Consider the following 20,949-nt stretch of genomic DNA (forward strand, 5'->3'; position numbering starts at 1 on the left):
TTCCTTACCCGTACGGACGGGTACGAATCGGTCAGATCTGAACGTCCTCCAGCATCTCGGTCACGAGCGCGGCGATCGGGGAGCGCTCGGAGCGGGTGAGGGTGACGTGGGCGAAGAGCGGATGCCCCTTCAGCTTCTCGATGACGGCGACGACTCCGTCGTACCGGCCGACCCGGAGGTTGTCGCGCTGGGCGACGTCATGGGTCAGCACGACCCGAGAATTCGTCCCGATACGGGACAGAACGGTCAGCAGGACGTTCCGCTCCAGGGACTGGGCCTCGTCCACGATGACGAAGGCGTCGTGGAGGGAGCGGCCCCGGATGTGGGTGAGCGGCAGGACCTCCAGCATCCCGCGGCCGAGCACCTCCTCGATGACCTCCCGGCTCGCGACCGAGGACAGCGTGTCGAAGACGGCCTGGGCCCACGGGCTCATCTTCTCGGACTCGCTGCCCGGCAGGTACCCCAGCTCCTGGCCGCCGACCGCGTACAGCGGACGGAAGACCATCACCTTCTGGTGCTGACGGCGCTCCAGGACCGCCTCCAGGCCCGCGCAGAGCGCGAGCGCGGACTTGCCGGTGCCGGCCCGGCCGCCCATGGAGATGATGCCGACGTCCGGGTCGAGCAGCAGGTCGAGCGCGATCCGCTGCTCGGCACTGCGGCCGCGGAGCCCGAAGGCCTCCCGGTCGCCGCGGACGAGCCGTACGTTCCCCTCGGAGGTCACCCGGCCGAGCGCCTTGCCGCGCTCGGACTGGAGCACCAGGCCCGTGTGGACCGGAAGCTCGGCGGCCTCCGGCACGTACAGCGAGTCCTGGTCGTAGAGCAGGTCCACCTGCTCCCCGGAGAGGGCCAGCTCGGACATCCCGGTCCAGCCGTTGGCGTCCGTGATGGCGAGTTCGGCGCGGTACTCCTCGGCGAGGAGCCCGACCGAGGAGGCCTTGATGCGCAGCGGCAGGTCCTTGGAGACGACCGTGACGTCGTACCCCTCCGCCTGGAGGTTGCGCGCGACCGCGAGGATCCGTGAGTCGTTGTCCCCCGACCGGTAGCCGGCGGGCAGGACGCCGGGGTCGGAGTGGTTGAGTTCGACACGCAGGCTGCCGCCCAGGTCCCCGATGGGGAGCGGGGCGTCGAGGCGTCCGTACCGGACCCGGAAGTCGTCGAGCAGGCGCAGCGCCTGCCGGGCGAAGTACCCGAGTTCGGGATGGTGCCGCTTGGCCTCCAGCTCCGTCACCACGACGATCGGGAGCACCACTTCGTGCTCCTCGAAGCGCGAGACGGCGTTGGGGTCGGCCAGCAGGACGCTGGTGTCGAGAACATAGGTGCGCCGGTCGGAAAGGCGGCGCTTCGTGCTGGTCACCACGGAAGGACAGACCCCCTCTGAAGACCCCTGTGAGGTCGGGGTGCGACGGAACCGGTGTCGCTGCGGAATGGGACCGGGCTCAGGCCGCGATGCGCGGGCCGAACCACGGCCCTCCGCTTCTCCCGTGCTTGTCCCGCACGGTCGTCCTGGTGCAAGGGGCCTCCCGGGTGGCGGTCTCCGTGCCGCTCACTTCAACAGGGATATGCCCTCGAACGCCCTCTGCCATGCCATGGCATATGACGACGTGTTCATGAACACCAGGTGATCGGTTCCGACCGGAATCGTCCGGAGGGGGTGGCGCGGGGATCAGGCCCCGTAACGACGGTGCCGGGCCGCGTAGTCCCGCAGCGCGCGCAGGAAGTCGACCTTCCGGAAGGCCGGCCAGTGGACCTCGCAGAAGTAGTACTCCGAGTGGGCGCTCTGCCACAGCATGAAACCGGACAGCCGCTGCTCGCCGCTGGTGCGGATCACCAGGTCCGGGTCGGGCTGACCGCGCGTGTACAGGTGCTCCGAGATGTGCTCGACGTCGACGATCTCGGCGAGCTCCTCGAAGCTCGTGCCCCGCTCCGCGTGCTCCAGGAGCAGCGAGCGGACCGCGTCCGCGATCTCCTGGCGCCCGCCGTAGCCCACCGCGACGTTCACGAGTATCCCCGTGTTGCCGTGGGTGGCCCCCTCGGCCTCCTTCAGCACCGTCTGGGTACGGGAGGGCAGCAGGTCCATCGTGCCGACGTGGTGGACCCGCCAGCGGCCGTCGGCGGCCAGCGCGCGCACCGCGTTCTCGATGATGCCGAGCAGCGGGACGAGCTGCTCCTCGGGGCGGTTCAGGTTGTCCGTGGAGAGCATCCAGAGCGTGACGACCTCGACGTCCGTCTCGGCACACCAGCCGAGCAGCTCCTGGATCTTGTCCGCGCCGGCCTTGTGTCCCTGCTCGGGGGTCCCGCCGGACGCCTTGGCCCAGCGACGGTTCCCGTCGAGGATGACCCCGATGTGCTTGGGCACCTGGGTGTGGTCGAGGCGGCCTTCCACCCGGCGTGCGTAGAGCCCGTACACCAGGTCGCGCAGGTTCACTGTTCTTTACCCCTCCATGCAGTGTCGGCCCCCGAAGCCGCCACACTACTGCGGACGGGCGACGGGCTCCCAGCCCGGGACTGTCACAAGTCCGTGATAAGCAGAGATACGTGACTGATTCCCCCCTCTACCGCGCCGCCGCGGACCGATACGACGCCATGGAGTACCGCCGCACGGGCCGCAGCGGCCTCAAGCTGCCGGCGATCTCCCTCGGGCTCTGGCACAACTTCGGCGACGACCGCGCGCTCGACTCCCAGCGCGCGATCCTGCGCCGCGCCTTCGACCTCGGTGTCACCCACTTCGACCTGGCGAACAACTACGGGCCGCCGCCCGGCTCCGCCGAGCTGAACTTCGGCAAGATCTTCGCCCAGGACTTCGCGCCCTACCGGGACGAGCTGATCGTCTCCACCAAGGCCGGGTACCTGATGCACCCCGGGCCGTACGGCGAGTGGGGCTCCCGCAAGTACCTGCTGTCCTCGCTCGACGCCTCCCTGAACCGGATGGGCCTCGACTACGTCGACATCTTCTACTCGCACCGCTTCGACCCGCACACCCCGCTGGAGGAGACGATGGGGGCCCTGGCCTCCGCCGTCCAGCAGGGCAAGGCGCTGTACGTCGGCGTCTCCTCGTACAACAGCGAGCAGACCGCCGAGGCCGCGCGGATCCTCAAGGAGATGGGCGTCCCGGCGCTCATCCACCAGCCCTCGTACTCCATGATCAACCGGTGGACCGAGGAGGACGGCCTCCTCGACACCCTGGAGGCGGCCGGCATGGGCTGCATCTCCTTCGTCCCGCTCGCGCAGGGACTGCTCACCAACAAGTACCTGAAGGGCATCCCGGAGGGCTCGCGGGCCACCCAGGGCAAGTCCCTCGACCCGAACCTGCTCTCCGACGAGGTCCTGCGGCGCCTGCGCGGCCTCGCCGACATCGCCGAGCGGCGCGGGCAGTCCCTCGCCCAGCTGGCGCTGTCGTGGGTGCTGCGGGACGAGCGGATGACCTCGGCGCTGATCGGCGCGTCCAGCGTCGCCCAGCTGGAGGAGAACGTGGCGGCGCTCGCGGGCGCGCCGCTGACGGACGAGGAGCTCAAGGAGATCGACTCGTTCGCGGTCGACACCGCCGGCACGAACATCTGGGCCGGCCGCGGCTGACGGTCGCCGCACGGCCCGCCCCCGGTCCCGAAGCGGCCCGGGACAAGAAAACGGGCCGGTCCGTGGGGGGGATACGGACCGGCCCGAGGGGGGGTTTCCACCATAACCCTTCGATAGTCGTCTTGCGCGCCACGTACGCCGAACGAACCGCCCCGGATTCGCCGGATCCCAAGCGGCACAAGGGCTCCGGGGCCCTGTGGCGGGTTTGCGCCCCGGCGTGGCGGCGGGGTTCCGTCCCTCCGAAGAGGGACCGGCCGGCACGGGCACGGCGTTGACGCGGAGGAACACCGAGGGACGACTTTCCGGCAGGTCAGCCGCCGGTTCCCGGGAGCGGCGGCGAGCCCCCGACCCCGCCGGGCGACGACCCCGTGACCGTACGTACGGGTGACGGCCCCTGTACGGGAAGAGCCCTCAGGCCATGGCGGTGAACGCGCCGAGGAGGAGGCCGAGCAGCCCGCCCCCGAGCATGAAGGGGCCGAACGGGATCGCGGAGGAACGGTCGGCCCGCCGCAGCAGGACCAGACCGAGGCCGTACACCGCGCCGAGGAGGAAGCCCGCGAAGGCCCCGGCGAAGAGCACGCCCCAGCCGTACCAGCCGAGGGCGGCACCCAGCGGGACCGCCAGCTTCACGTCGCCGAGGCCGAGCCCGCTCGGGTTGATCAGGAACAGCACCCCGTAGGCCCCGCCGAGGGCGAGCCCGCCGAGCAGCGCCTGCGTCCAGGACCCGGCGTCGTACGGGAGGAGTTCCGCGCCGCCCAGGAGCAGCGGGACGGCGACCGCGAGCGGCAGGGTCAGACCGTCCGGGAGCCGGTGCACGCGCGCGTCCACACAGGCGAGGAGGACGGCGAAGGGAGCGCCGAGCAGCCAGACCGCGAGCTCGGGCCGGGGCCCGCCGGTGGCGGCGGCGAGCGCGGCACAGACCAGGGCGGTGAGCAGCGGGGCGACGAGCGGGCTCGCGGCGGTCGCGCAGCCCTGCCGCCCGGGACCGCCGAGCCAGCCGCGCCCGGGCCCGGCCAGGACGTGCCCGGCGGGGCAGCGGTCCCGCCACGGCTCCTCCGGCTCCACGGCGAGCCGGTAGGCGGCCCGGGGCACGAGCAGCCCGACGGCGGCCCCCCACAGGGCGGCGACGGCGATCAGCGTGACGTACACGGACGAGACCCTAGGCGGCCGTGCCGCTACGGTCTGCCGCATGGGGAAATGGGTGGACGGGACGGGGACGTTGACGGTGGCCGCTCTGGACGTCCCGCTGGAGGTGGCGGCCTCGTACCGGGCGCGGCGGCGGGGCCTCCTGGGCCGGGACGGGATCGCGGGGGCGCTGCTCATCGTCCGGACGAACAGCGTGCACACCTTCGGCATGCGGTTCCCCATCGACGTGGCCCACCTCGACGGCTCCTTCACGGTCCGGTCCGTGGTGACGATGCGGCCGGGGCGGCTCGGCATGATCCGGCCGCGTGGCCGGCACGTCCTGGAGGCGGAGGCGGGCACGATGGCGGGATGGGGCCTGGAACCGGGAGTACGCGTGCGCGTGGACCTCACGGAGGCCCCGAACCGAGCAGGGTGAACGCCCCGTAGGCGCCGGAGGCGAGCGCGAGGCCGGCGAGGACGGGCACGGCGGTACGGGTCCGCACGCGCGCGAGGGCCACGGCGGGCGGGAGCAGCAGCCCGAAGGCGGGCATCATCAGGCGCGGCCGGGAGCCGAAGTAGGCGGCGCCGACGAGGGAGACGAACACGACGCCGATCGTGTAGACGAGCAGGGGCAGCGGCTGCCGCTGCCGCACGCAGAGCGCGAGCAGCCAGCCGAGCAGGGCGAGCGCCGCGCACAGGCCGAGGGCGGCGGGCCACGGCAGCCCCGCGATGAACAGGGCGAGGGCGACACCGCCGTCGATGGAGTTGCCCCAGGCGGCCTGCACCTCGAAGTAGGCGGTGGGGCTGCCCTCCCGGACCCCCACGTAGGCGACGTACGCGAGCCAGCCCAGCGGGGCGATCAGCACCCCGGCCACGGTCCGCGCCGGCAGCCGCCGTTCCCGTACGAGGGCGACGAGGGCGGTGACGCCGAGGGCCGCGATCAGCGCGGCGGCCGTCGGCCGGGTCAGCCCTGCCGCCGCGCACAGGACACCGGCCAGGATCCAGCGCCCGCGCAGCACGGCGTACAGCGACCAGGCGGCGAGGGCGGTGAACAGGGCCTCCGTGTACGCCATGGACTGGACGAACGCGGTCGGGTACACGCCCCAGAGGACGGCGAGGAGGACACCGGCGCGGGGCCCCGCGAAGTGGGCGCCGCACTTCGCGATGCCCCAGGCGGCGACGAGTCCGGCGGTCCAGGAGACGAGGAGCCCCGCCCTGGCCGCGTCGACGGGGAGGACGGCGGAGAGGCCGCGCTCCAGGGCCGGGAGGAGCGGGAAGAAGGCGAGGTCGGAGTGGACGTCACCGTTCGGCAGGGTGACCTGGTACCCGTACCCGTGCTCGGCGACGCGGACGTACCAGACGGAGTCCCAGCGCCCCTTGAGCCGGTGCAGCCCGTCCTCGCCGGTCGCGGCGGCGGCGACGGCGAGGACGACGAGGCCGACGAGGCGGGTGGCGGCATAGCCGCCGACGGCGAGGAGGGTGGGGCTGGTGGGGCTGGCGGTCCGGAACATACGCCCGATTATCCGGGGGCGTACGCGGGACTCATCCGAGAGGCCTTATGCGGACGAACTTCGCGGCCATGACGGGACCGAGCTGCTCGACGATGGCGTGTCCGGGCTCCTGCGGCGAGGGCAGGTCATTGAGGAAGGACGTGACGATGACCTCGTCGATGCCGAGGACGCCGCGCGCGCTCTGCTCCTCCAGGAAGTCGAGCGTCCGACGCCAGTCGGCGGCGCCGGGGGCCTCGCCGAGGAAGGACCGGACGGTGTCCTGGACGACGTCCCAGAAGAACACATGCGGCAGGACACCGCCCTGATGGAAGACATGGGTCTCGTACGCCCCTCGGAACTCGGGGATCCGGGTGACGAGGTCACTGACCAACTGCACGCTCGGGGTCGCGTGCGGGTTCGCGCTCGGGGTCACGCTCGGGGTCGCCGTCATCTGTCCAGAATGCTCCCGCCGAAGAAGGATGTCCCACCGGATTTACGCTTTCCTGGCGACGTCTTTCGCCGGGTTTTCCACAGGGGGTGCGAAGTGTCCCTCTTCCGTGGATCGTTGGGCGTATGTACGAGTTGGCGATCCTCGCCAGGGGCGGGGTCCTCCTGACGGTCTGGGCGGTCGCGGCGGGCTGGCCGCCGGGCCGGCTGGCCGGACGGCTGCGCCGGGACGGCTGGCAGCGGATCTGCCGGGGCGCCTGGGCGGCCCCGGGCAGGGAGGTGGACTGGCGGCTGAGGGCGACGGCCCTCCAGCTCCTGCGCCCGGAACTGGTCTGCAGCCACGGGACGGCGGCGCGGCTGCACCGCATCGAGGTACTGGGCGGGGAGGGCCCGGAGGAGCGTCTCGACTTCACGGCACCACCGCCGGCCAGGTCGTCCCGCGGTGACCGGATACGACTCCACACCACGGCCTTCCTGACGGACGGGGACCGGTCCGTCCGGCGCGGTCTGCGGACGACGACGCCGACGCGGACGGTCGGCGACCTGATACGGGCCTCGGCGACCCGGGAGGAGGCGGTGGTCGTCGCGGACTCCGCGCTCGCGCGGCGGGCCGTCGAAGGAGTACGGCGCGAGGCGCTCGTCCGCCACGAGGACCTCGCCGCCGAACTCGCGGCGCCCCGGCCGGGAGCGGCCCGCGCCCGTACCTGGCTCCGGCTGACCGAACCGGCGTCGGGTTCCCCGGCGGAGACGGTCGCCAGACTCCGGATGCGGGACGCGGCCCTGACCCCCGAATCCCAGCCGACCCTGCTCACGGCGGCCGGGAAGCCGCTGCGCCCGGACTTCCTCTTCCGGGCGGAAGGCCTGGCGGTGGAGATCGAGGGCCACGCCTTCCACGGCACCCGCCGGGCCCACGAACGGGACATCGCCCGCTTCAACGCGCTCCAGTCCTGCCCGGAGATCCGCCGCGTGCTGCGCTTCACGGCCGGGGAGGTCTTCCGCCACCCGGACCGCATGACGGCGACGATCCGGGCGGCGCTGGCCCTCTAGGGCGAGGGAGCGGTGGTCCGGGGGAAGGAGATCTCGACGCGCCGGTTCTTCTTCCGGCCCTCCTCCGTGCGGTTGTCGGCGATCGGGTAGTCCTCGCTGTACCCGCGGACGTCGAAGGTCGTCCCCGGGTCGAGGGCCCGCGCCAGCACCTGCTGCACGGCCACGGCCCGCTCCTTCGACAGCTTGAGCCCGTGCTCGTACGTCCCCAGGTTGTCGGTGAACCCGAACACCCGGACCCGCCCGGACCTCATCTTGCCGATCTCGGCGGCGATGGCGGCGATACGGGCGGTGGCGTCGGGCGAGAGCTTGGCACTGTTCTTCGGGAACAGCACCTCGGCCTGCAGCGCGAACGTCACGTCCACGTTCGTGTCCTGCCGGCGCTCCTGCCCGCCCTCCTCCTCGACGATCTGCTTGATGTCGAGCACCTTGGCGGGGGCGAGGGTGGCCCCGTCGGGAAGCATCAGCCCGGGGGAGTCGGGGTCGATGACGGGCGGGGGCGAGGAGGTACCGGCGGGGCCGGGCCCGTCATCGGCATACGCGGGGGGCCCGGCGAACGGCCCCAGGGCCACGCACACGAGCAGGAGGGAGGCGAGGCGGCGGTTTCTCGTCGTCGTCATGGGGTCGCCTCAGGAGAGCTTGAGGGTGGCGGGTTCGAAGGTGGGGAGCTGGAAGCTCACTTCGGTGGTGTTGGCGGGGGGTGCGGGGAATTGCATGAAGACGTCGACCGCGTCGTTGGCCTTGACGACACCAAGACCCGTTGTCGTCAGGGGCCGTCCATCCGTGTCACGAAGCACGTAGTACCGCTTTTTCCCGACGGAGTCGACAAGCGTAGCCCCGCCCAAGGATGTGCCGTGCTTGACCACTTCGGTCTCGTCCCCACTCGTCTGGGGAGGTACGGCGTGACTGGACTCCGAGGTATTCCGCAGTCGTCCCTTGACTGTGAGGAACCCACCTGCGTCTCGTTCCATCGAGTCGACGGCCAGCTCAAGCCCCTTCTGCCCTTTGAGAACCGCCAGCGTCTCTGCGGGCTCCTCGGCATCTTGCGAGCCCTGGATGGCGGATGCCCCCTGCCGGGGAGCAGCACTCGTCGATGCGGGCTTGTTCTCGCTGGGCTTTTCCTCGGCGCCGCACCCGGCTACGAAGAGTGCCACGGACGTGATCGCAACGGCGACCACCCCTCTGCGGATCTGCCTTGCGTAGCGCGCGTTCATGGAGCGTGCTTCCTTTGTTCGTCGCGGGTCAGTCCGATAGTCGGACTCTGAAGAGATCTGCGGCACCGGGGAGGATCGAACTGTCTGGATCGATCACCCACGGCTCGCCGTCGCATACGAGGCCAACTACGGGTTCCCCACCGTCCTCATCGGGGCTCGTAGGCGTCGGGCCCGGGGTGGGCCCCGAAGGACCCTGAGTGGGTTTCGGGGCATCAAAGGTGCAACGCGGTTCGAGTACGGCCTCAGCAGACGCCGTAGCGTGGTGCGACTCTCGGCCCGTCGTGCTTACGGTCACCTTGAAACCATGCTCCCCAGTAGCGAGAGGCATACATTGGTCGCCCGTGAGGGCCGCCTCGTTTCGAGCAGCAAACTCCGCTGCCTGCCGACACGCGGAGGCCTCGGTGTACGCCACGCCCTGAAGGAACCTGTCCCATTGCCCAGGGTCGAGGATTACCTCAATCCAGCCCTCATGCAGCTGCTCCCGGGCATCCTGAGCCGCTGCGAGTGCTGCTGCGTCAGCAGCGGTCTGTGCGCTGCTTCGAGTCAATGCCGCCTGCCCCACCAAGTAGTAGGCAAACGCCAAGAACAAGAGGCCCGCGATCACGGCAATGTAGACGGGAAAGGCCTGACCTGAATCCCCGGAACGCCGCAGCGCTACTCGCCCGTCAGCTCCGCAATCTTTTCCGCGATCGCACCCTTGATCGACTGCCCAAGATCCGTGCCGGTGATCGCCACCACGATCGCCACCACCACCACGATGATCCCCAGGTACTCCACCGCCGTCTGCCCGCGGTCCCCCCGCAACAGTCGGCTGGTGACTCCTACCTTGGCCTTCGTCAGGGCCTTCAGCATCGCGTCGTTCATCGTGGTCCCCTCCGCGTTCGGACGCCTGCGCTTGGGCACCGTACGCCGACGCGCGGGTCGGCGGACAGGGGCCCGTCATCGGGTGGGCCGGTGGGCGCGGGTCGCGGCGATCCGGTCCATCGGCTCCACCCCCCTCACACTCAGTCCGCACTCTGGCACATCGGGTTGCGCGCCTGAAGCCGTTTCCCCCGAATATGTCACCGCGCTCATTCGCCGGTCACCGACCCGAAGTCCGTCCCCGTGCCCAGGAACAGGCCCGCTCCCAGCAGGATCATGGTCGCCGGGACCATCAGGGTCGTGATCACCATCGTGGCCTTCGGGACCGCCTTCGCCGCCTTGCGGCGGGCGTTCTGCGCGTCCGTGCGCCGCATGTCGTTGGCGATCTGGATCAGCGTGTCGACGATCGGCGCTCCCAGCTCCTCTCCCTGCTGCAGCGCCGTGACGAACTGGGCCACCTGTTCCGAGTCGTTGCGGCGCCGCAGTTCGTCGAAGGCCTGCCGTCGGCTGACGCCCATGTCCATCTGGCGGAGCGTGATGCGGAGTTCGTCGGACCACGGGCCCTCGTACTTCTCCGCGACCCGTTCCAGCGCCTGCCGGAAGCCGAGTCCCGCCGAGACCACGACGGCCAGGACGTCCAGGAAGTCCGGCAGGGTGCGTTCGATCTGGTCCTTGCGGATCCTGACCGCCGACCAGATCCCGACCTCCGTCCAGAACGCGCCGAACGCCAGCAGCAGCAGAGCCGTCACGTACGAGCCCTTGCTCAGCATCACCAGGCCGCCGAGGCCGCCCAGGAAGCCGTAGACCGCCCGCCTCGCCCCGTACCGGTCGATGGTCAGGCCGCCCGGGTTGCCCGCCAGGTCGATCCGGCGGCGGACGGCGTTCACCCGCTTCGGGCCCATCAGGCGGAGCACGGCCGGCGACCAGCGCATGCCCAGGCGGTCGACGGCCGAGTCGACGGCCCCCGTGCGGGTGGCGCCGACCTCCAGGGCGAGTTTGAGGTCGTCGGGCAGTCGGGCGTCGGCCCTGTAGAGGCGTAGGCCGTAGGCCATGCCCACGACGGCGAGGGCTGCCAGGAGGGCGAGGAGGAGGTCCATCAGGCACGGGCCCCTTACACGTCGATCTTCGAGAAGCGGCGGATGGCGGCGAAGCCGACCACGTACAGGGCGAACGCAGCGACCACGGCGAACTGTCCGATCGTCGAGCCGGTCATCCGGTCCAGCGCTCCCGGCTGCATGTTGTCGATCAGCAGGAGGGAGCCGACGCCGATGACCGGGACGGAGTACGCGGTCATGCTCACCTGCGACAGCTGGGTGCGGACCTCGCGCCGGGTCTCCTTGCGCTCCTCCAGGGTCTCGGTGAGGTTCCGGAGAGAGGAGACGACCGTGCCGCCGGCACGGTTCGCCAGAACGAGGGTGGTCACGAGGACGACCAGTTCGCGGGAGGGGAGGCGCTCGGCGAGCTCCCCCAGCGCGTCGTCGAGGGAGGTGCCCACGGCCAGCTGCTGCGCCACCTTCTCCAGCTCGTCGCCCGCCGGTGCCTCCAGTTCGTCGGCGGCCAGGCTCAGGGCCATCCGGAGGGCGAGTCCGGCCTGCGTGGCGTTGGCCAGGATGCGGGAGAGCTCCGGGAGTTGGTTGATGAATCGCTCGATGCGCTTCTGGCGTTGCCAGTTGAGGTAGCCGATGGCCACCCAGATGCCGAGCAGCCCGCAGATCGGGCCGAAGAACGGGGACAGCGCCGCCTGCCCCACGACCCACAGGACCGCCACGGTCGCCGCGAGGGCCACCGTGAACTCGCCGGGTGTGATGTCGAGGCCGGTCGCCGCGATCCGCAGTTCCAGTTTCCGGCCGAGGGCGGTCTTCCGCACGCGCCGGTCGACTCCCCGGAAGCGGCGTCTGCGGCGGCCGGTCACGGCCTCCGGTTCGCCGCTCTCGTCGAGCCGGGCGACGAGAGCGGCGTGACGGCGGGCCCCGCTCGCGTACAGCTGGACGCCGACGACGCCCAGGACGCAGGCGAGCAACGCCACGCCCGCCGTCAGCCAGAAGGGGTCCGTCATCATGGCCGCGCCTCGGGTCGCCGGGTCGGGTCCGTCGCCGTCCACCGCACCCCCAGCTGCGGGGTCGGGTCCGTCGCCGTCCACCGCTCCCCCGACAGCCGGGCCGGGACCGTCGCCGTCCACCGCTCCCCCGACAGCCGGGCCGGGACCGTCGCCGTCCACCGCACCCCCGGCTGCCAGGTCGGATGGGTCGTCATCGCTCCTCCCCGGGCCGCCACGTCGGGTCCGTCGTCGTCCACCGCTCTCCCGGTCGCCACGTCGGGTCCGTCGTCCACCGCTCCCCCGGCAGCCAGGTCGGGTCCGTCATCGTCACTGCGCCTCCGGTGGGCATGTGGGCTTCGGTCATCACTCCGCCTCTCGGGTGGCCAGGTGGGCATCCGTCGCCGCCACCCCGAACGCCTGTGGGATCGGCTGGCCCGCCAGGTAGAGCCGTTCGGCGACGCGCCGGGGCAGCGGGTGGTACGTGAACCTCCCGTACACCCGTCCGTCGGCCGCGACCGGCTGCGCCTCGAAGCGGCAGACCGTGGCCAGCAGGAAGCGTTCCCGGCCGTGCGAGGCGAGGACGGAGATCTCGGTGATCCGGCGCGTGCCGTCCGGGTGCCGGGTGAGCTGGACGAGGACGTCGACCGCGCTGTTGATCTGGTCGCGGAGCGCTTCGAACGGCACCTTCACCTCGGACATCGAGGCCAGGGTCTGGAGCCGCATCAGGGCGTCCTCGGCCGAGTTGGCGTGGACGGTGGCGAGCGAGCCGTCGTGGCCGGTGGACATCGCCTGGAGCATGTCGAGGGTCTCGCCGCCGCGGACCTCGCCGACGATGATGCGGTCGGGGCGCATGCGCAGGGAGTTGCGGACGAGGTCCCGGATGGAGATGGCTCCGCGGCCCTCGATGTTCGGCGGCCGGGCCTCCAGGCGGATGACGTGGGACTGCTGGAGCTGGAGTTCGGCCGAGTCCTCGATGGTGATGATCCGCTCGCCGTCCGGGACGAGGCCGGAGAGGGCGTTGAGGAGGGTCGTCTTCCCGGTGCCGGTGGCGCCGGAGACGATCAGGTTGAACTTGGCCTGTACGAGCCCGGAGAGCAGGAGCAGCATCTGCTCGTCGAGGGAGCCGAGGCCGATCATCTCGTGGAGCGTGTACGCCCGGGGGAAGCGGCGGATCGTGAGCGTGGCCCCGGTCAGGGAGAGCGGCGGGATGATCACGTTGACGCGCTCGCCGGAGGGGAGCCGGGCGTCGACCATCGGGTTCGACTCGTCGACGCGCCGGTTGACGGTGGAGACGATCCGCTCGATGGTCTGCATCAGCTGCTCGTGGGAGGCGAAGCGGAGCGGGAGGAGTTCGACGCGGCCGCCGCGCTCGATGAAGATCTGGTCGGGGCCGTTGACCATGATCTCCGTGATGGAGGCGTCTTCGAGGAGCGGTTCGAGCACGCCGAGGCCGAGGGCCTCGTCGACGACCCGGCGGATCAGCTGCGCCCGTTCGGCGGTGGAGAGGACCGGGCCCTCGCGGCTGATGATGTGGCCGAGGACGCGCTCCAGGCGGGCCCGCCGCTCGGCCGCCGCGAGCGCGGACATCTCGGTGAGGTCGATCTCCTCCAGGAGCTTGGCCCGGAAGGCGGCGACGAGGTGGCCGTCCTCCCGGCCGCCGCCCGTGGCCTTCTCCTCGGGGGCGTTGATCCGGGCACGCAGGCTCATGGCAGGTCCTCCCCGTCGGACGTCTCGGGCAGCGGCATGGTGGCGGTCTTCGTGACGGGGTCGAAGCTCCAGAAGGGGACGACCTGGGGGATGCGGACGCGGACGGTGGCGACGGCCTCTCCCCCTTGGCGTGCGACGTCGACCTGGGTGGCCCAGCTCGCGGCCGCGTAGCCGGCCGCCTGCGGGTCGGGAGCGTCATCCGCGTCGCTGGTGGCGGCCCGGGCGGCCGCCCGGGCCGCCGTGCCCGCCTGCTGGGCCGCGTACGCGGCGACGCCGAGCTGAAGCCCGGCGAGCCCGACGACGAGCAGGACGGGAAGGAAGCCGAGGTACTCGATGGCGGCCTGGCCGCGGTCGCGCCGGGCCTTCCCGTGGTCGCTTCTCATGGCGTGGGGCTCCTCTCGTCCACGGCGGCCGCCTTGCCTTCTACCCAGAAGAGGCCTCCCATGCCCGGGACGAGTACGGGGACCTGGACCCTCACGACGGCGTCGACCATGCCCCCGCCGGCGTTGCAGTCCGGCTCGACGCCGCTCGCCCATGCCCCGTCCAGGTGCCGCCTGGCAGCCTCTCCGCAGTCGTCGCCGACGGCATAGGCCCGCGCCGCCTCGTCCGCCGCGTTGCCCGCCAGCGTGTACGTGTAGCCCACCAGGACGACCTGCCACAGCAGGACGAGGGTGAGCAGGATCAGCGGCACCATTCCGAGGAACTCCACCGCCACCTGCCCCCTGTCGTCGTCCCGGTACGTCCGCATCGTTCAGCGTCCTCCGGTGCGGCGGCGGAGGCCCAGGGAGCCGCGGTCGCCGGCGCGGGCGAGCTGTTTCCCGGGGTTGCCGGGGGTGTCGGTCGCCGGCGCGCCGACCAGGCCCAGCTCTCCCGCGAGGGTCCACAGCGCCTGCTTGACGGTCGACTTGGCGTCGAGTTCGTGGAGGCGGCCGGCGTCGACGACGGCGGCGAGTTCCTTGAAGTGGGCGGGGACGGCGACGCCCGCGATCCGGGTGCCGGTGATCTTCTGGACGAGGGGCGGCTGAATCTCGGTGGAGCGGTGGTGGCGGTTGACCACCGTCGTGGTCTCCTCCGCCTTGCGGACCTGGAGCCGTTCCCACATCCGTACGGTCCGCTTGGCGGCCCGGACCGCGACCACGTCCGGGGTGGTGACGAGGAGCGCGGTGTCGGCCATCTCGATCGCGGCGGCGTTGGCGCTGTCGAGCCGGGAGCCGCAGTCGAGGACGACGACCTCGTGGCGGCCGCGCAGGGCGCTGACGACCTGGCGGGCGGCGCGGTCGGTGACCTCCTCGCCGCGCTCGCCCTCCGCCGGGGCGAGGAGCAGGGAGAGGCCGGTCTCGTGGACGTAGACGGCGTCCTGGAGGACGCGGGGGGAGATGTCGGCGATGGTCGCGAGGTCGGCGACGGAGCGGCGGAACTGGACGTCGAGGTAGGAGGCGATGTCGCCGCTCTGGAGGTCCATGTCGACGAGGGCGACGCTGCGTCCGGAGGCGCGGGCGGCGAGGGCGAGGTGGACGGCGGTGACGGTGGCGCCGACGCCGCCCTTGGCGCCGCTGACGGTGACGACGGTGCCTCCGGGGCCGGCGACCGGCTCGGCGCCGGCGCCGAGGTGGCGGCGGACGCCGAGGGACCACTGGGCGGCGGCCTGGACGCGGCTGGCGAGTTCCTCGTAGCCGAGGGGGAGGGTGACGAGGCCTCGGGCGCCGGAGTCCATGGCGGCGGAGAAGAGGACGGGGCTGGCGTCGGCGGTGATGAGGACGACGCCGACGGCGGGGAAGCGGAGGGCGACCTCGCGGACGAGTTCGAGCGCGGGGACGGGTCCGATCCGCTCGTGGACGAGGACGACCTCGGGGAGTTCGTCGAGGGAGGCGGCGGCGAGGCGCGCGAGGGTGTCGACGAGCTGGGTGGAGTCGGTGACCGGCTGGGCGGGTTCGGCGTCGGGGAGCTGGCTGAGCAGCGTACTGACGGACCGGGCCGCGTCGAGGTCGCCGACGGCAGGCAGGATCCTGGTGGTCATACCGGCCTCACTTGTCCTTGTCGAGCGTGTAGGTGCGGTCGCCCTTGTCGACCGGGGAGCCGGCCGTGGACGGGGCGACGAGGGCGAGGCGTACGTGCTCGGCGAAGGACTCGGCGTACGCGACGCGCTGGGTGTCGAGGGTGGAGAGCGCGAAGGTGACGGGGACGGCGGAGGTGGCGCGGTTCGCGCGGTCGGAGCTGTCGGAGACCGGGGTGAGCTTGCCGATGTCGAGGACGCGGGCGCCGGTGACGATCAGCCGGGACTGGTCGGGGTCGCCCTTCTTCTCGCCGGCGAAGGTCGCGTAGATGTTGACGGTGACACCGGCGGTGATCTTGCCCGCGACGCCGGCGGCGGCGTCGACCATGATCGCGATCTCCTGCTCTCCCGGCCTGAGCTGGGGACGTTCGACGATCATGTCGGTCTGGAGGAGGGAGCCGGCCTTGAGCTCGGTGACGGCGATCTTGCCCTCGATCTGGCGGAGGTCGGTGACGGCGGTGGAGGAGAGCCAGCGCTTGGGGATGGAGATCTTCTCGAACAGGTTCGCGCTCAGGGGCTTGTAGGGCTCCACGTCCCTCGCGAGCCGGTAGGCCGTGGTCTCCGGGCCGACCTTGGAGTTCACGTCGCTGATGACGGCGAGGACACCGGCGAAGGCGCCGAGGGCGCACAGGACGGAGAGCAGCAGCAGGATCACGCCGCGGCGCTGGCGGGAGTTCATGGCCGTACTTCCTCGGTCGGGGTCGTGGGGTGGTGGCGGTGGCGCGCGGGACCGCTCACGGCAGCGCGGCGCGGACGGCCCCGGCGCCGGGTCCGAGGGCACGGGCGTGCGCGCCGGGCCGTGCCCCGGGCCCGGGGCCGTGTCCGCCCTCCCGCGACCCCGACCCCAGGGCGCGGGTCCCCGGGTCGGGGGGTGGCGGGGCGGCCGGGGGCAGCGGGGCGGCGCAGAAGCCGCAGCGGTCGCCGATGAGTTCCATCCCGCACCAGTGGCAGGTCTCGCGGCGTACGGAGGAGACGAGCTGGTGGAGGACGGACGGGTCGGGCAGGTACGCGGCGAACTCGACGAGCTTGCCGGTGCCCCACCAGCCGGGCGAGGAGGCGGGCAGGGGCACCTCGTGCACGGGCCCCGGGATCCGCCACCGGGGTACGAGGGCGGTGGTGGGCCAGTCGGTCTGGAGCTGGCCGCGGGCGAGGAGGAGTTCGGTGGCGAACTCGGGTCCGGCGAGGGACTCCCCGCCGGAAGCGGAAGCGGAACGAGAGCCGGACCCGGAAGCGGAACCGGAACGAGAGCCGAGCCGGACGATCTGCGGGGTCGGTCCGGCGAGGACGGCGAAGTGGGCGCCGGGGAGCCAGCCCTTGAGGTGGGAGCCGAGGCTCACGGGGACGCGGTCGAGCCGGGAGACGGAGCCGAGGACGGCGCCGGCGTAGATGTAGTGGGCGAGCAGCCGGGCGGCGGAGGCGAGGACTCCGGCGTTGAGGTCGTAGCCGGCGAGCTGCCGCAGCTGGCGGACGAGGACGGCCGCGCCGAGGGGCGGCAGGTCGGTCCTGACCAGCGCGATCCGGTCACTCTCCAGGAGGGAGCGGACGGCGTGCAGGCGGTGCTCGACGGCGGCGGGCGCGGCGGTGGGGCAGACGACGACCACGTGTCCGTACCGGGCGAGGAGTTGCTGCATGTCGGCGAGGGAGGCGTCGAGCGAGCGGGTCTCGGGGGGCGGGAGGACGGCGGCCTGCGGGGTCCCGGGGTCGGTCGGCGGCAGCACCAGGTCGGCGCTGGTGACGGCGATCGCTGTCGGCACGTCGGGCCCCCCGTCCCCTCCGGCCTCCGGCGCCCCGGGGGCCGCGGATCACTTACCGCGTTCGCGGCGTCACCGCAGGGTGCCGCCGTCTCTGCACCTTATCCACGTCGCCCGGGGTGGTGAACACACAATCCGCCAAGCTGTCCCCACTAATTTGCGCCCTGACCTCGCCCCCTGGAGCGGCCCCGGCCCGGGCCCCCGGGAGCCGGGTTCCGACCCCGGACCCTTCTCACGGCCGAACGCCGTTCGTCGCGCGGGGTATTGACAAGGCGATTGGTCTGGACCAACTTGTTCCGACAGCGGTGGCCGCCGCCGGTACCCCCGTACCCGCACCTCCCCTCCGTACGACGACGTACGGCACCTCCACATCCCCAACTCCCCCACCGGAGGATGCACGTGGACCGCACCACCACCCGCCCGCACGGACGCCGCCTGCTCGGCGGAGCGCTCGCGCTCGCCGTCGGCTCCGGGCTCGTCCTCGTCGGCGGAGCCGGCACCGCACAGGCGGCGGACGTCAACGTCGCCAGGAACGCCGGGTTCGAGAACGGCCTCGCCAACTGGTCCTGTTCCGCCGGGAGCGGCGCCGCCGTCTCCTCGCCGGTCCGCACCGGCGCCGGCGCCCTGCGCGCCACCCCGGCCGGTCTCGACAACGCCAAGTGCGTGCAGAACGTGACCGTGAAGCCCAACTCGACGTACACGCTGAGCGCCTGGGTCCAGGGCGGCTACGCCTACCTCGGCGCGAACAACACCGGGACCGGCACCGGGACCGTCTCCACCTGGACGCCCGACAGCCCCTCCTGGAAGCAGCTCACCACCACCTTCACCACCGGGGCGAGCACCACCTCCGTCGAGATCTACACCCACGGCTGGTACGGCACCTCCCCGTACTCCGTCGACGACGTGAGCGTCTTCGGGCCCGACGGGGGCGGCGGCCAGGACCCCGACCCGACCGTCCCGTCCACCCCGGCCGGTCTCGCCGCCGGCACGGTCACCACCGGTTCCGTCGCCCTGAGCTGGGGGGCGGTCTCCGGCGCCACGGGCTACAAGGTGTACCGCGACGGCGGCAACCCGCAGACCGTGACCGGCACGTCCGCCACCGTCACGGGGCTGACCGCCGACACCGCCTACCAGTTCCAGGTCTCCGCGACGAACGCCGCCGGCGAGTCCGCGAAGTCCGCCGCCGTGACGGCCCGCACCGCCAAGGCCACCGACCCGGGCCCCGGCCCGGCCGTGCCCAAGCACGCCGTGACCGGCTACTGGCAGAACTTCGACAACGGCGCCGCGAAGCAGAAGCTGCGGGACGTCCAGGCGGCGTACGACATCATCGCCGTCTCCTTCGCGGACTCCACCGCCACGCCCGGCCAGATCGCCTTCACCCTCGACCCGGCCGTCGGCTACGCCTCGGTCGCCGACTTCAAGGCCGACGTCGCGGCCAAGAAGGCGGCCGGCAAGTCCGTGATCCTCTCCGTCGGCGGCGAGAAGGGCAACGTCACCATCAACAGTGACGCCACCGCGACCGCCTTCGCCGACAGCGCGTACGCCCTGATGCAGGAGTACGGCTTCAACGGGATCGACATCGACCTGGAGCACGGCGTCAACGCCACGTACCTCACCAAGGCGCTGCGGCAGCTCTCCGCCAAGGCGGGCTCCTCCATGGTCCTGACGATGGCCCCGCAGACCATCGACATGCAGAACACGGGCTCCGAGTACTTCAAGACCGCGCTCGCCGTGAAGGACATCCTCACGGTGGTCAACACCCAGTACTACAACAGTGGTTCGATGCTGGGCTGTGACGGCAAGGTCTACAGCCAGGGCTCGGTGGACTTCCTCACCGCCCTCGCCTGCATCCAGCTCCAGGGCGGCCTCGCCCCGTCCCAGGTCGGCCTGGGCGTCCCCGCCTCCACGCGGGGAGCGGGCAGCGGCTACGTCGACCCGCAGGTCGTGAAGAACGCGCTCGACTGCCTGACCAGGGGCACCGGCTGCGGCACCTTCAAGCCCGCCCAGACCTGGCCGTCGCTGCGCGGCGCCATGACCTGGTCGACCAACTGGGACGCGACGGCCGGCAACGCCTGGTCGAACGTGGTGGGCCCGCACGTGCACAACCTGCCGTAGCGGTCCCGAGACGTCGGCGCGGCGCCACCGCTCCCCCGGCGGCGCCGCGCCTTCGTCACGCGGGCAGGTAGTGGCGCAGCACCGGGTCGAGCAGCCGGATCCACTCGTCGACCCGGGCGGCGCGGCGGCCGTCGACCTCGCAGTCGTAGACCGAGCCGTCGTAGAGCGTGACGGCGACGCGCAGCACCCGGTCGCGCCGGACGCGCTCGTACCGTACGGCGCCGATCTCGCTCCAGAGGAAGTCGGCCTCCTCGCCGAAGAAGTGCAGGGAGACCCCGGTCCCGTCGACGGCGATCCCGGAGTTCCGGTCGGCGGCGGTGAAGTCCGGCGCGGGCGGCGGCGGCACGAGGGGCGGCGGCGGAAGGTAGTAGGCGGGATGCGGTACGGGGGCAGGGGCGGGGACGGGGTGCGGTACGGGGCCGGGGACGGCGTCCTGGACACCGGCGCCCGGCATCGACGTCGCCGGCGCGCGGCCGGGCGGCAGCACGGCACCGAAGGACCCGGGCACGGCGTCGGCGGGCGGCCCCTGGGGCGTGGACATCGGCACCGCGTCGGCGGGCGTCGACGCGGCCACCCGGGGGTCCGGCACCACGGACGGCACCGAGGGCGCTACGGGCGGCCCGAACGCCCCGGCCACAGCCCCGGCCCCGGCCTCGCCCCCGGCTCCGGCTCCGGACCGCCCCTCCATCAGCTCGTCCATGATGGCGTCCGGAGTGGGCCGTTCGGCGGGGTCCTTGGCGAGGCAGCGCCCCACGAGCGACCGCAGCGCCTCCGGTACGGCGCCGAGGTCGGGGGCTTCGTGCACCGACCGGTACATGAGCCCCATCGGCGTCCCCTCGCCGAAGGGCCGCCCGCCGGCCGCGGCGACGAGGACGGCGCCGAGCGCGAAGACGTCGGCGGCGCCGGTCACCTCCTCGCCGAGGGCCTGTTCGGGGGCGAGGTAGCCGGGGGTGCCGAAGGCGGAGCCGGTGGCGGTGAGCCGGGTGGACTCCAGGGCGCGGGCGATCCCGAAGTCGAGGACGCGCGGCCCGTCGGCGGCCATGACGATGTTGCCGGGCTTGAGGTCGCGGTGGACGAGCCCGCAGGCGTGGATCGCCTCCAGGGCCTCGGCGAGCGCGGCGCCCAGGGAGCGCAGCCGCCGCTCGTCCATGGGGCCTTCGGCGGTGAGGAGTCCGGAGAGGGTGGGCCCCGGGATGTAGGCGGTGGCGAGCCAGGGGGACTCCGCCTCGGGGTCGGCGTCGACGACCTGTGCGGTGTGGAATCCGCCGACCTGCCGGGCCGCGGCGACCTCGGCGCGGAAGCGGGCGCGGAAGGACGGATCGGAGGCGAGTTCCGGCCGCGCGACCTTGACGGCGACGGCGCGCCCGCCGCGCGATCGGGCCAGATAGACGGTGCCCATGCCGCCTTCGCCTAGCTTGTGCTCGATGACGTATCTACCGATGAGGGTCCCCACGCGGGACAGTATGGCCGAACTCCCCATCTTGACCCGTTCATGACATAGACGGACCATGTGCCCGGACACTCACACGTC

General features: G+C 72.2%; 23 protein-coding genes. 4 read left to right on the forward strand and 19 right to left on the reverse strand.

Annotation, left to right across the window (positions count from 1 at the left end):
* Positions 1 to 31 precede the first annotated feature (31 nt).
* Both BLW86_RS13610 and BLW86_RS13615 read right to left on the reverse strand, forming a co-directional pair.
* Complete coding sequence (locus BLW86_RS13610; protein ID WP_093874290.1) at positions 32 to 1,357, reverse strand: PhoH family protein; 1,326 nt, start codon at positions 1,355 to 1,357, stop codon at positions 32 to 34.
* Positions 1,358 to 1,663: 306 nt separating this feature from the next.
* Positions 1,664 to 2,425, reverse strand: a complete 762-nt coding sequence (locus BLW86_RS13615) for an isoprenyl transferase (RefSeq protein ID WP_093874291.1) — start codon at positions 2,423 to 2,425, stop codon at positions 1,664 to 1,666.
* A gap of 110 nt (positions 2,426 to 2,535) precedes the next feature.
* Between BLW86_RS13615 and mgrA the strand changes: the two genes are divergently transcribed.
* Positions 2,536 to 3,573: an L-glyceraldehyde 3-phosphate reductase gene (gene mgrA, locus BLW86_RS13620; protein ID WP_093874292.1), complete on the forward strand. Its 1,038-nt coding sequence runs from the start codon at positions 2,536 to 2,538 to the stop codon at positions 3,571 to 3,573.
* A gap of 411 nt (positions 3,574 to 3,984) precedes the next feature.
* Here mgrA and BLW86_RS13625 read toward each other — a convergent pair whose 3' ends face one another.
* Positions 3,985 to 4,722: a prepilin peptidase gene (locus BLW86_RS13625; RefSeq protein ID WP_177181644.1), complete on the reverse strand. Its 738-nt coding sequence runs from the start codon at positions 4,720 to 4,722 to the stop codon at positions 3,985 to 3,987.
* A gap of 40 nt (positions 4,723 to 4,762) precedes the next feature.
* On the opposite strand from BLW86_RS13625, the gene BLW86_RS13630 reads away from it, so the two are divergent.
* Positions 4,763 to 5,134 (forward strand): DUF192 domain-containing protein, encoded by a 372-nt coding sequence (locus tag BLW86_RS13630; RefSeq protein WP_093874294.1) that lies wholly within the window; start codon positions 4,763 to 4,765, stop codon positions 5,132 to 5,134.
* Here BLW86_RS13630 and BLW86_RS13635 read toward each other — a convergent pair.
* Both BLW86_RS13635 and BLW86_RS13640 read right to left on the reverse strand, forming a co-directional pair.
* On the reverse strand, positions 5,106 to 6,209 hold the full coding sequence (locus BLW86_RS13635; protein ID WP_093874295.1) for a hypothetical protein: 1,104 nt from the start codon (positions 6,207 to 6,209) through the stop codon (positions 5,106 to 5,108). The two genes, BLW86_RS13630 and BLW86_RS13635, sit on opposite strands and share 29 nt — an antisense overlap.
* Positions 6,210 to 6,240: 31 nt before the next feature.
* Positions 6,241 to 6,639, reverse strand: a complete 399-nt coding sequence (locus tag BLW86_RS13640) for a hypothetical protein (protein ID WP_093874296.1) — start codon at positions 6,637 to 6,639, stop codon at positions 6,241 to 6,243.
* A gap of 122 nt (positions 6,640 to 6,761) precedes the next feature.
* Here BLW86_RS13640 and BLW86_RS13645 point away from each other — a divergent pair, with 122 nt between their 5' ends.
* Positions 6,762 to 7,682, forward strand: coding sequence for a hypothetical protein (locus BLW86_RS13645; protein WP_093874297.1), 921 nt, complete (start codon positions 6,762 to 6,764; stop codon positions 7,680 to 7,682).
* On the opposite strand, the gene BLW86_RS13650 is transcribed toward BLW86_RS13645, so the two are convergent.
* The 13 genes from BLW86_RS13650 to BLW86_RS13710 all read right to left on the reverse strand — a co-directional run bounded on the left by BLW86_RS13650 (position 7,679) and on the right by BLW86_RS13710 (position 17,306).
* Positions 7,679 to 8,299, reverse strand: coding sequence for an OmpA family protein (locus BLW86_RS13650; RefSeq protein ID WP_093874298.1), 621 nt, complete (start codon positions 8,297 to 8,299; stop codon positions 7,679 to 7,681). The two genes, BLW86_RS13645 and BLW86_RS13650, sit on opposite strands and share 4 nt — an antisense overlap.
* Positions 8,300 to 8,308: 9 nt before the next feature.
* Positions 8,309 to 8,893, reverse strand: coding sequence for a hypothetical protein (locus BLW86_RS13655; RefSeq protein ID WP_093874299.1), 585 nt, complete (start codon positions 8,891 to 8,893; stop codon positions 8,309 to 8,311).
* A 28-nt stretch (positions 8,894 to 8,921) separates the two neighbouring features.
* Positions 8,922 to 9,545, reverse strand: coding sequence for a pilus assembly protein TadG-related protein (locus BLW86_RS13660; RefSeq protein ID WP_093878652.1), 624 nt, complete (start codon positions 9,543 to 9,545; stop codon positions 8,922 to 8,924).
* 2 nt (positions 9,546 to 9,547) lie between these two features.
* Complete coding sequence (locus BLW86_RS13665) at positions 9,548 to 9,757, reverse strand: Flp family type IVb pilin (protein ID WP_256341303.1); 210 nt, start codon at positions 9,755 to 9,757, stop codon at positions 9,548 to 9,550.
* Between the two features lie 206 nt (positions 9,758 to 9,963).
* A complete protein-coding gene (locus BLW86_RS13670; RefSeq protein ID WP_093874300.1) occupies positions 9,964 to 10,851 on the reverse strand; it encodes a DUF5936 domain-containing protein in 888 nt (295 codons plus the stop codon).
* 14 nt (positions 10,852 to 10,865) lie between these two features.
* On the reverse strand, positions 10,866 to 11,813 hold the full coding sequence (locus BLW86_RS13675; protein WP_093878654.1) for a type II secretion system F family protein: 948 nt from the start codon (positions 11,811 to 11,813) through the stop codon (positions 10,866 to 10,868).
* Entirely contained in the window at positions 11,810 to 12,085 is a 276-nt protein-coding gene (locus BLW86_RS13680; protein WP_093874301.1) for a hypothetical protein, read from the reverse strand. Before BLW86_RS13680 ends, BLW86_RS13675 begins: the two co-directional genes overlap by 4 nt.
* Positions 12,086 to 12,155: 70 nt before the next feature.
* A complete protein-coding gene (locus BLW86_RS13685; protein ID WP_093874302.1) occupies positions 12,156 to 13,499 on the reverse strand; it encodes a TadA family conjugal transfer-associated ATPase in 1,344 nt (447 codons plus the stop codon).
* Positions 13,496 to 13,882: a TadE/TadG family type IV pilus assembly protein gene (locus BLW86_RS13690; RefSeq protein ID WP_093874303.1), complete on the reverse strand. Its 387-nt coding sequence runs from the start codon at positions 13,880 to 13,882 to the stop codon at positions 13,496 to 13,498. The genes BLW86_RS13685 and BLW86_RS13690 overlap by 4 nt, the downstream gene beginning before the upstream one ends.
* Entirely contained in the window at positions 13,879 to 14,247 is a 369-nt protein-coding gene (locus tag BLW86_RS13695) for a TadE/TadG family type IV pilus assembly protein (protein ID WP_093874304.1), read from the reverse strand. Before BLW86_RS13695 ends, BLW86_RS13690 begins: the two co-directional genes overlap by 4 nt.
* Positions 14,248 to 14,250: 3 nt before the next feature.
* The gene (locus tag BLW86_RS13700; protein WP_093874305.1) at positions 14,251 to 15,516 is read right to left on the reverse strand and encodes a CpaE/TadZ family protein; all 1,266 of its coding nucleotides are present in this window, start codon (positions 15,514 to 15,516) and stop codon (positions 14,251 to 14,253) included.
* Between the two features lie 7 nt (positions 15,517 to 15,523).
* Positions 15,524 to 16,231: a Flp pilus assembly protein CpaB gene (gene cpaB / locus BLW86_RS13705; protein ID WP_093874306.1), complete on the reverse strand. Its 708-nt coding sequence runs from the start codon at positions 16,229 to 16,231 to the stop codon at positions 15,524 to 15,526.
* A gap of 55 nt (positions 16,232 to 16,286) precedes the next feature.
* Positions 16,287 to 17,306, reverse strand: coding sequence for a hypothetical protein (locus BLW86_RS13710; protein ID WP_093874307.1), 1,020 nt, complete (start codon positions 17,304 to 17,306; stop codon positions 16,287 to 16,289).
* A gap of 390 nt (positions 17,307 to 17,696) precedes the next feature.
* On the opposite strand from BLW86_RS13710, the gene BLW86_RS13715 reads away from it, so the two are divergent.
* Positions 17,697 to 19,418, forward strand: coding sequence for a chitinase (locus BLW86_RS13715; protein WP_177181646.1), 1,722 nt, complete (start codon positions 17,697 to 17,699; stop codon positions 19,416 to 19,418).
* A 55-nt stretch (positions 19,419 to 19,473) separates the two neighbouring features.
* Here BLW86_RS13715 and BLW86_RS13720 read toward each other — a convergent pair whose 3' ends face one another.
* Positions 19,474 to 20,817 (reverse strand): serine/threonine-protein kinase, encoded by a 1,344-nt coding sequence (locus BLW86_RS13720; RefSeq protein WP_256341666.1) that lies wholly within the window; start codon positions 20,815 to 20,817, stop codon positions 19,474 to 19,476.
* Between the last annotated feature and the right edge of the window lie 132 nt (positions 20,818 to 20,949).

The sequence above is a fragment of the Streptomyces sp. TLI_105 genome, from assembly GCF_900105415.1.
Classification (GTDB): Bacteria; Actinomycetota; Actinomycetes; order Streptomycetales; family Streptomycetaceae; genus Streptomyces.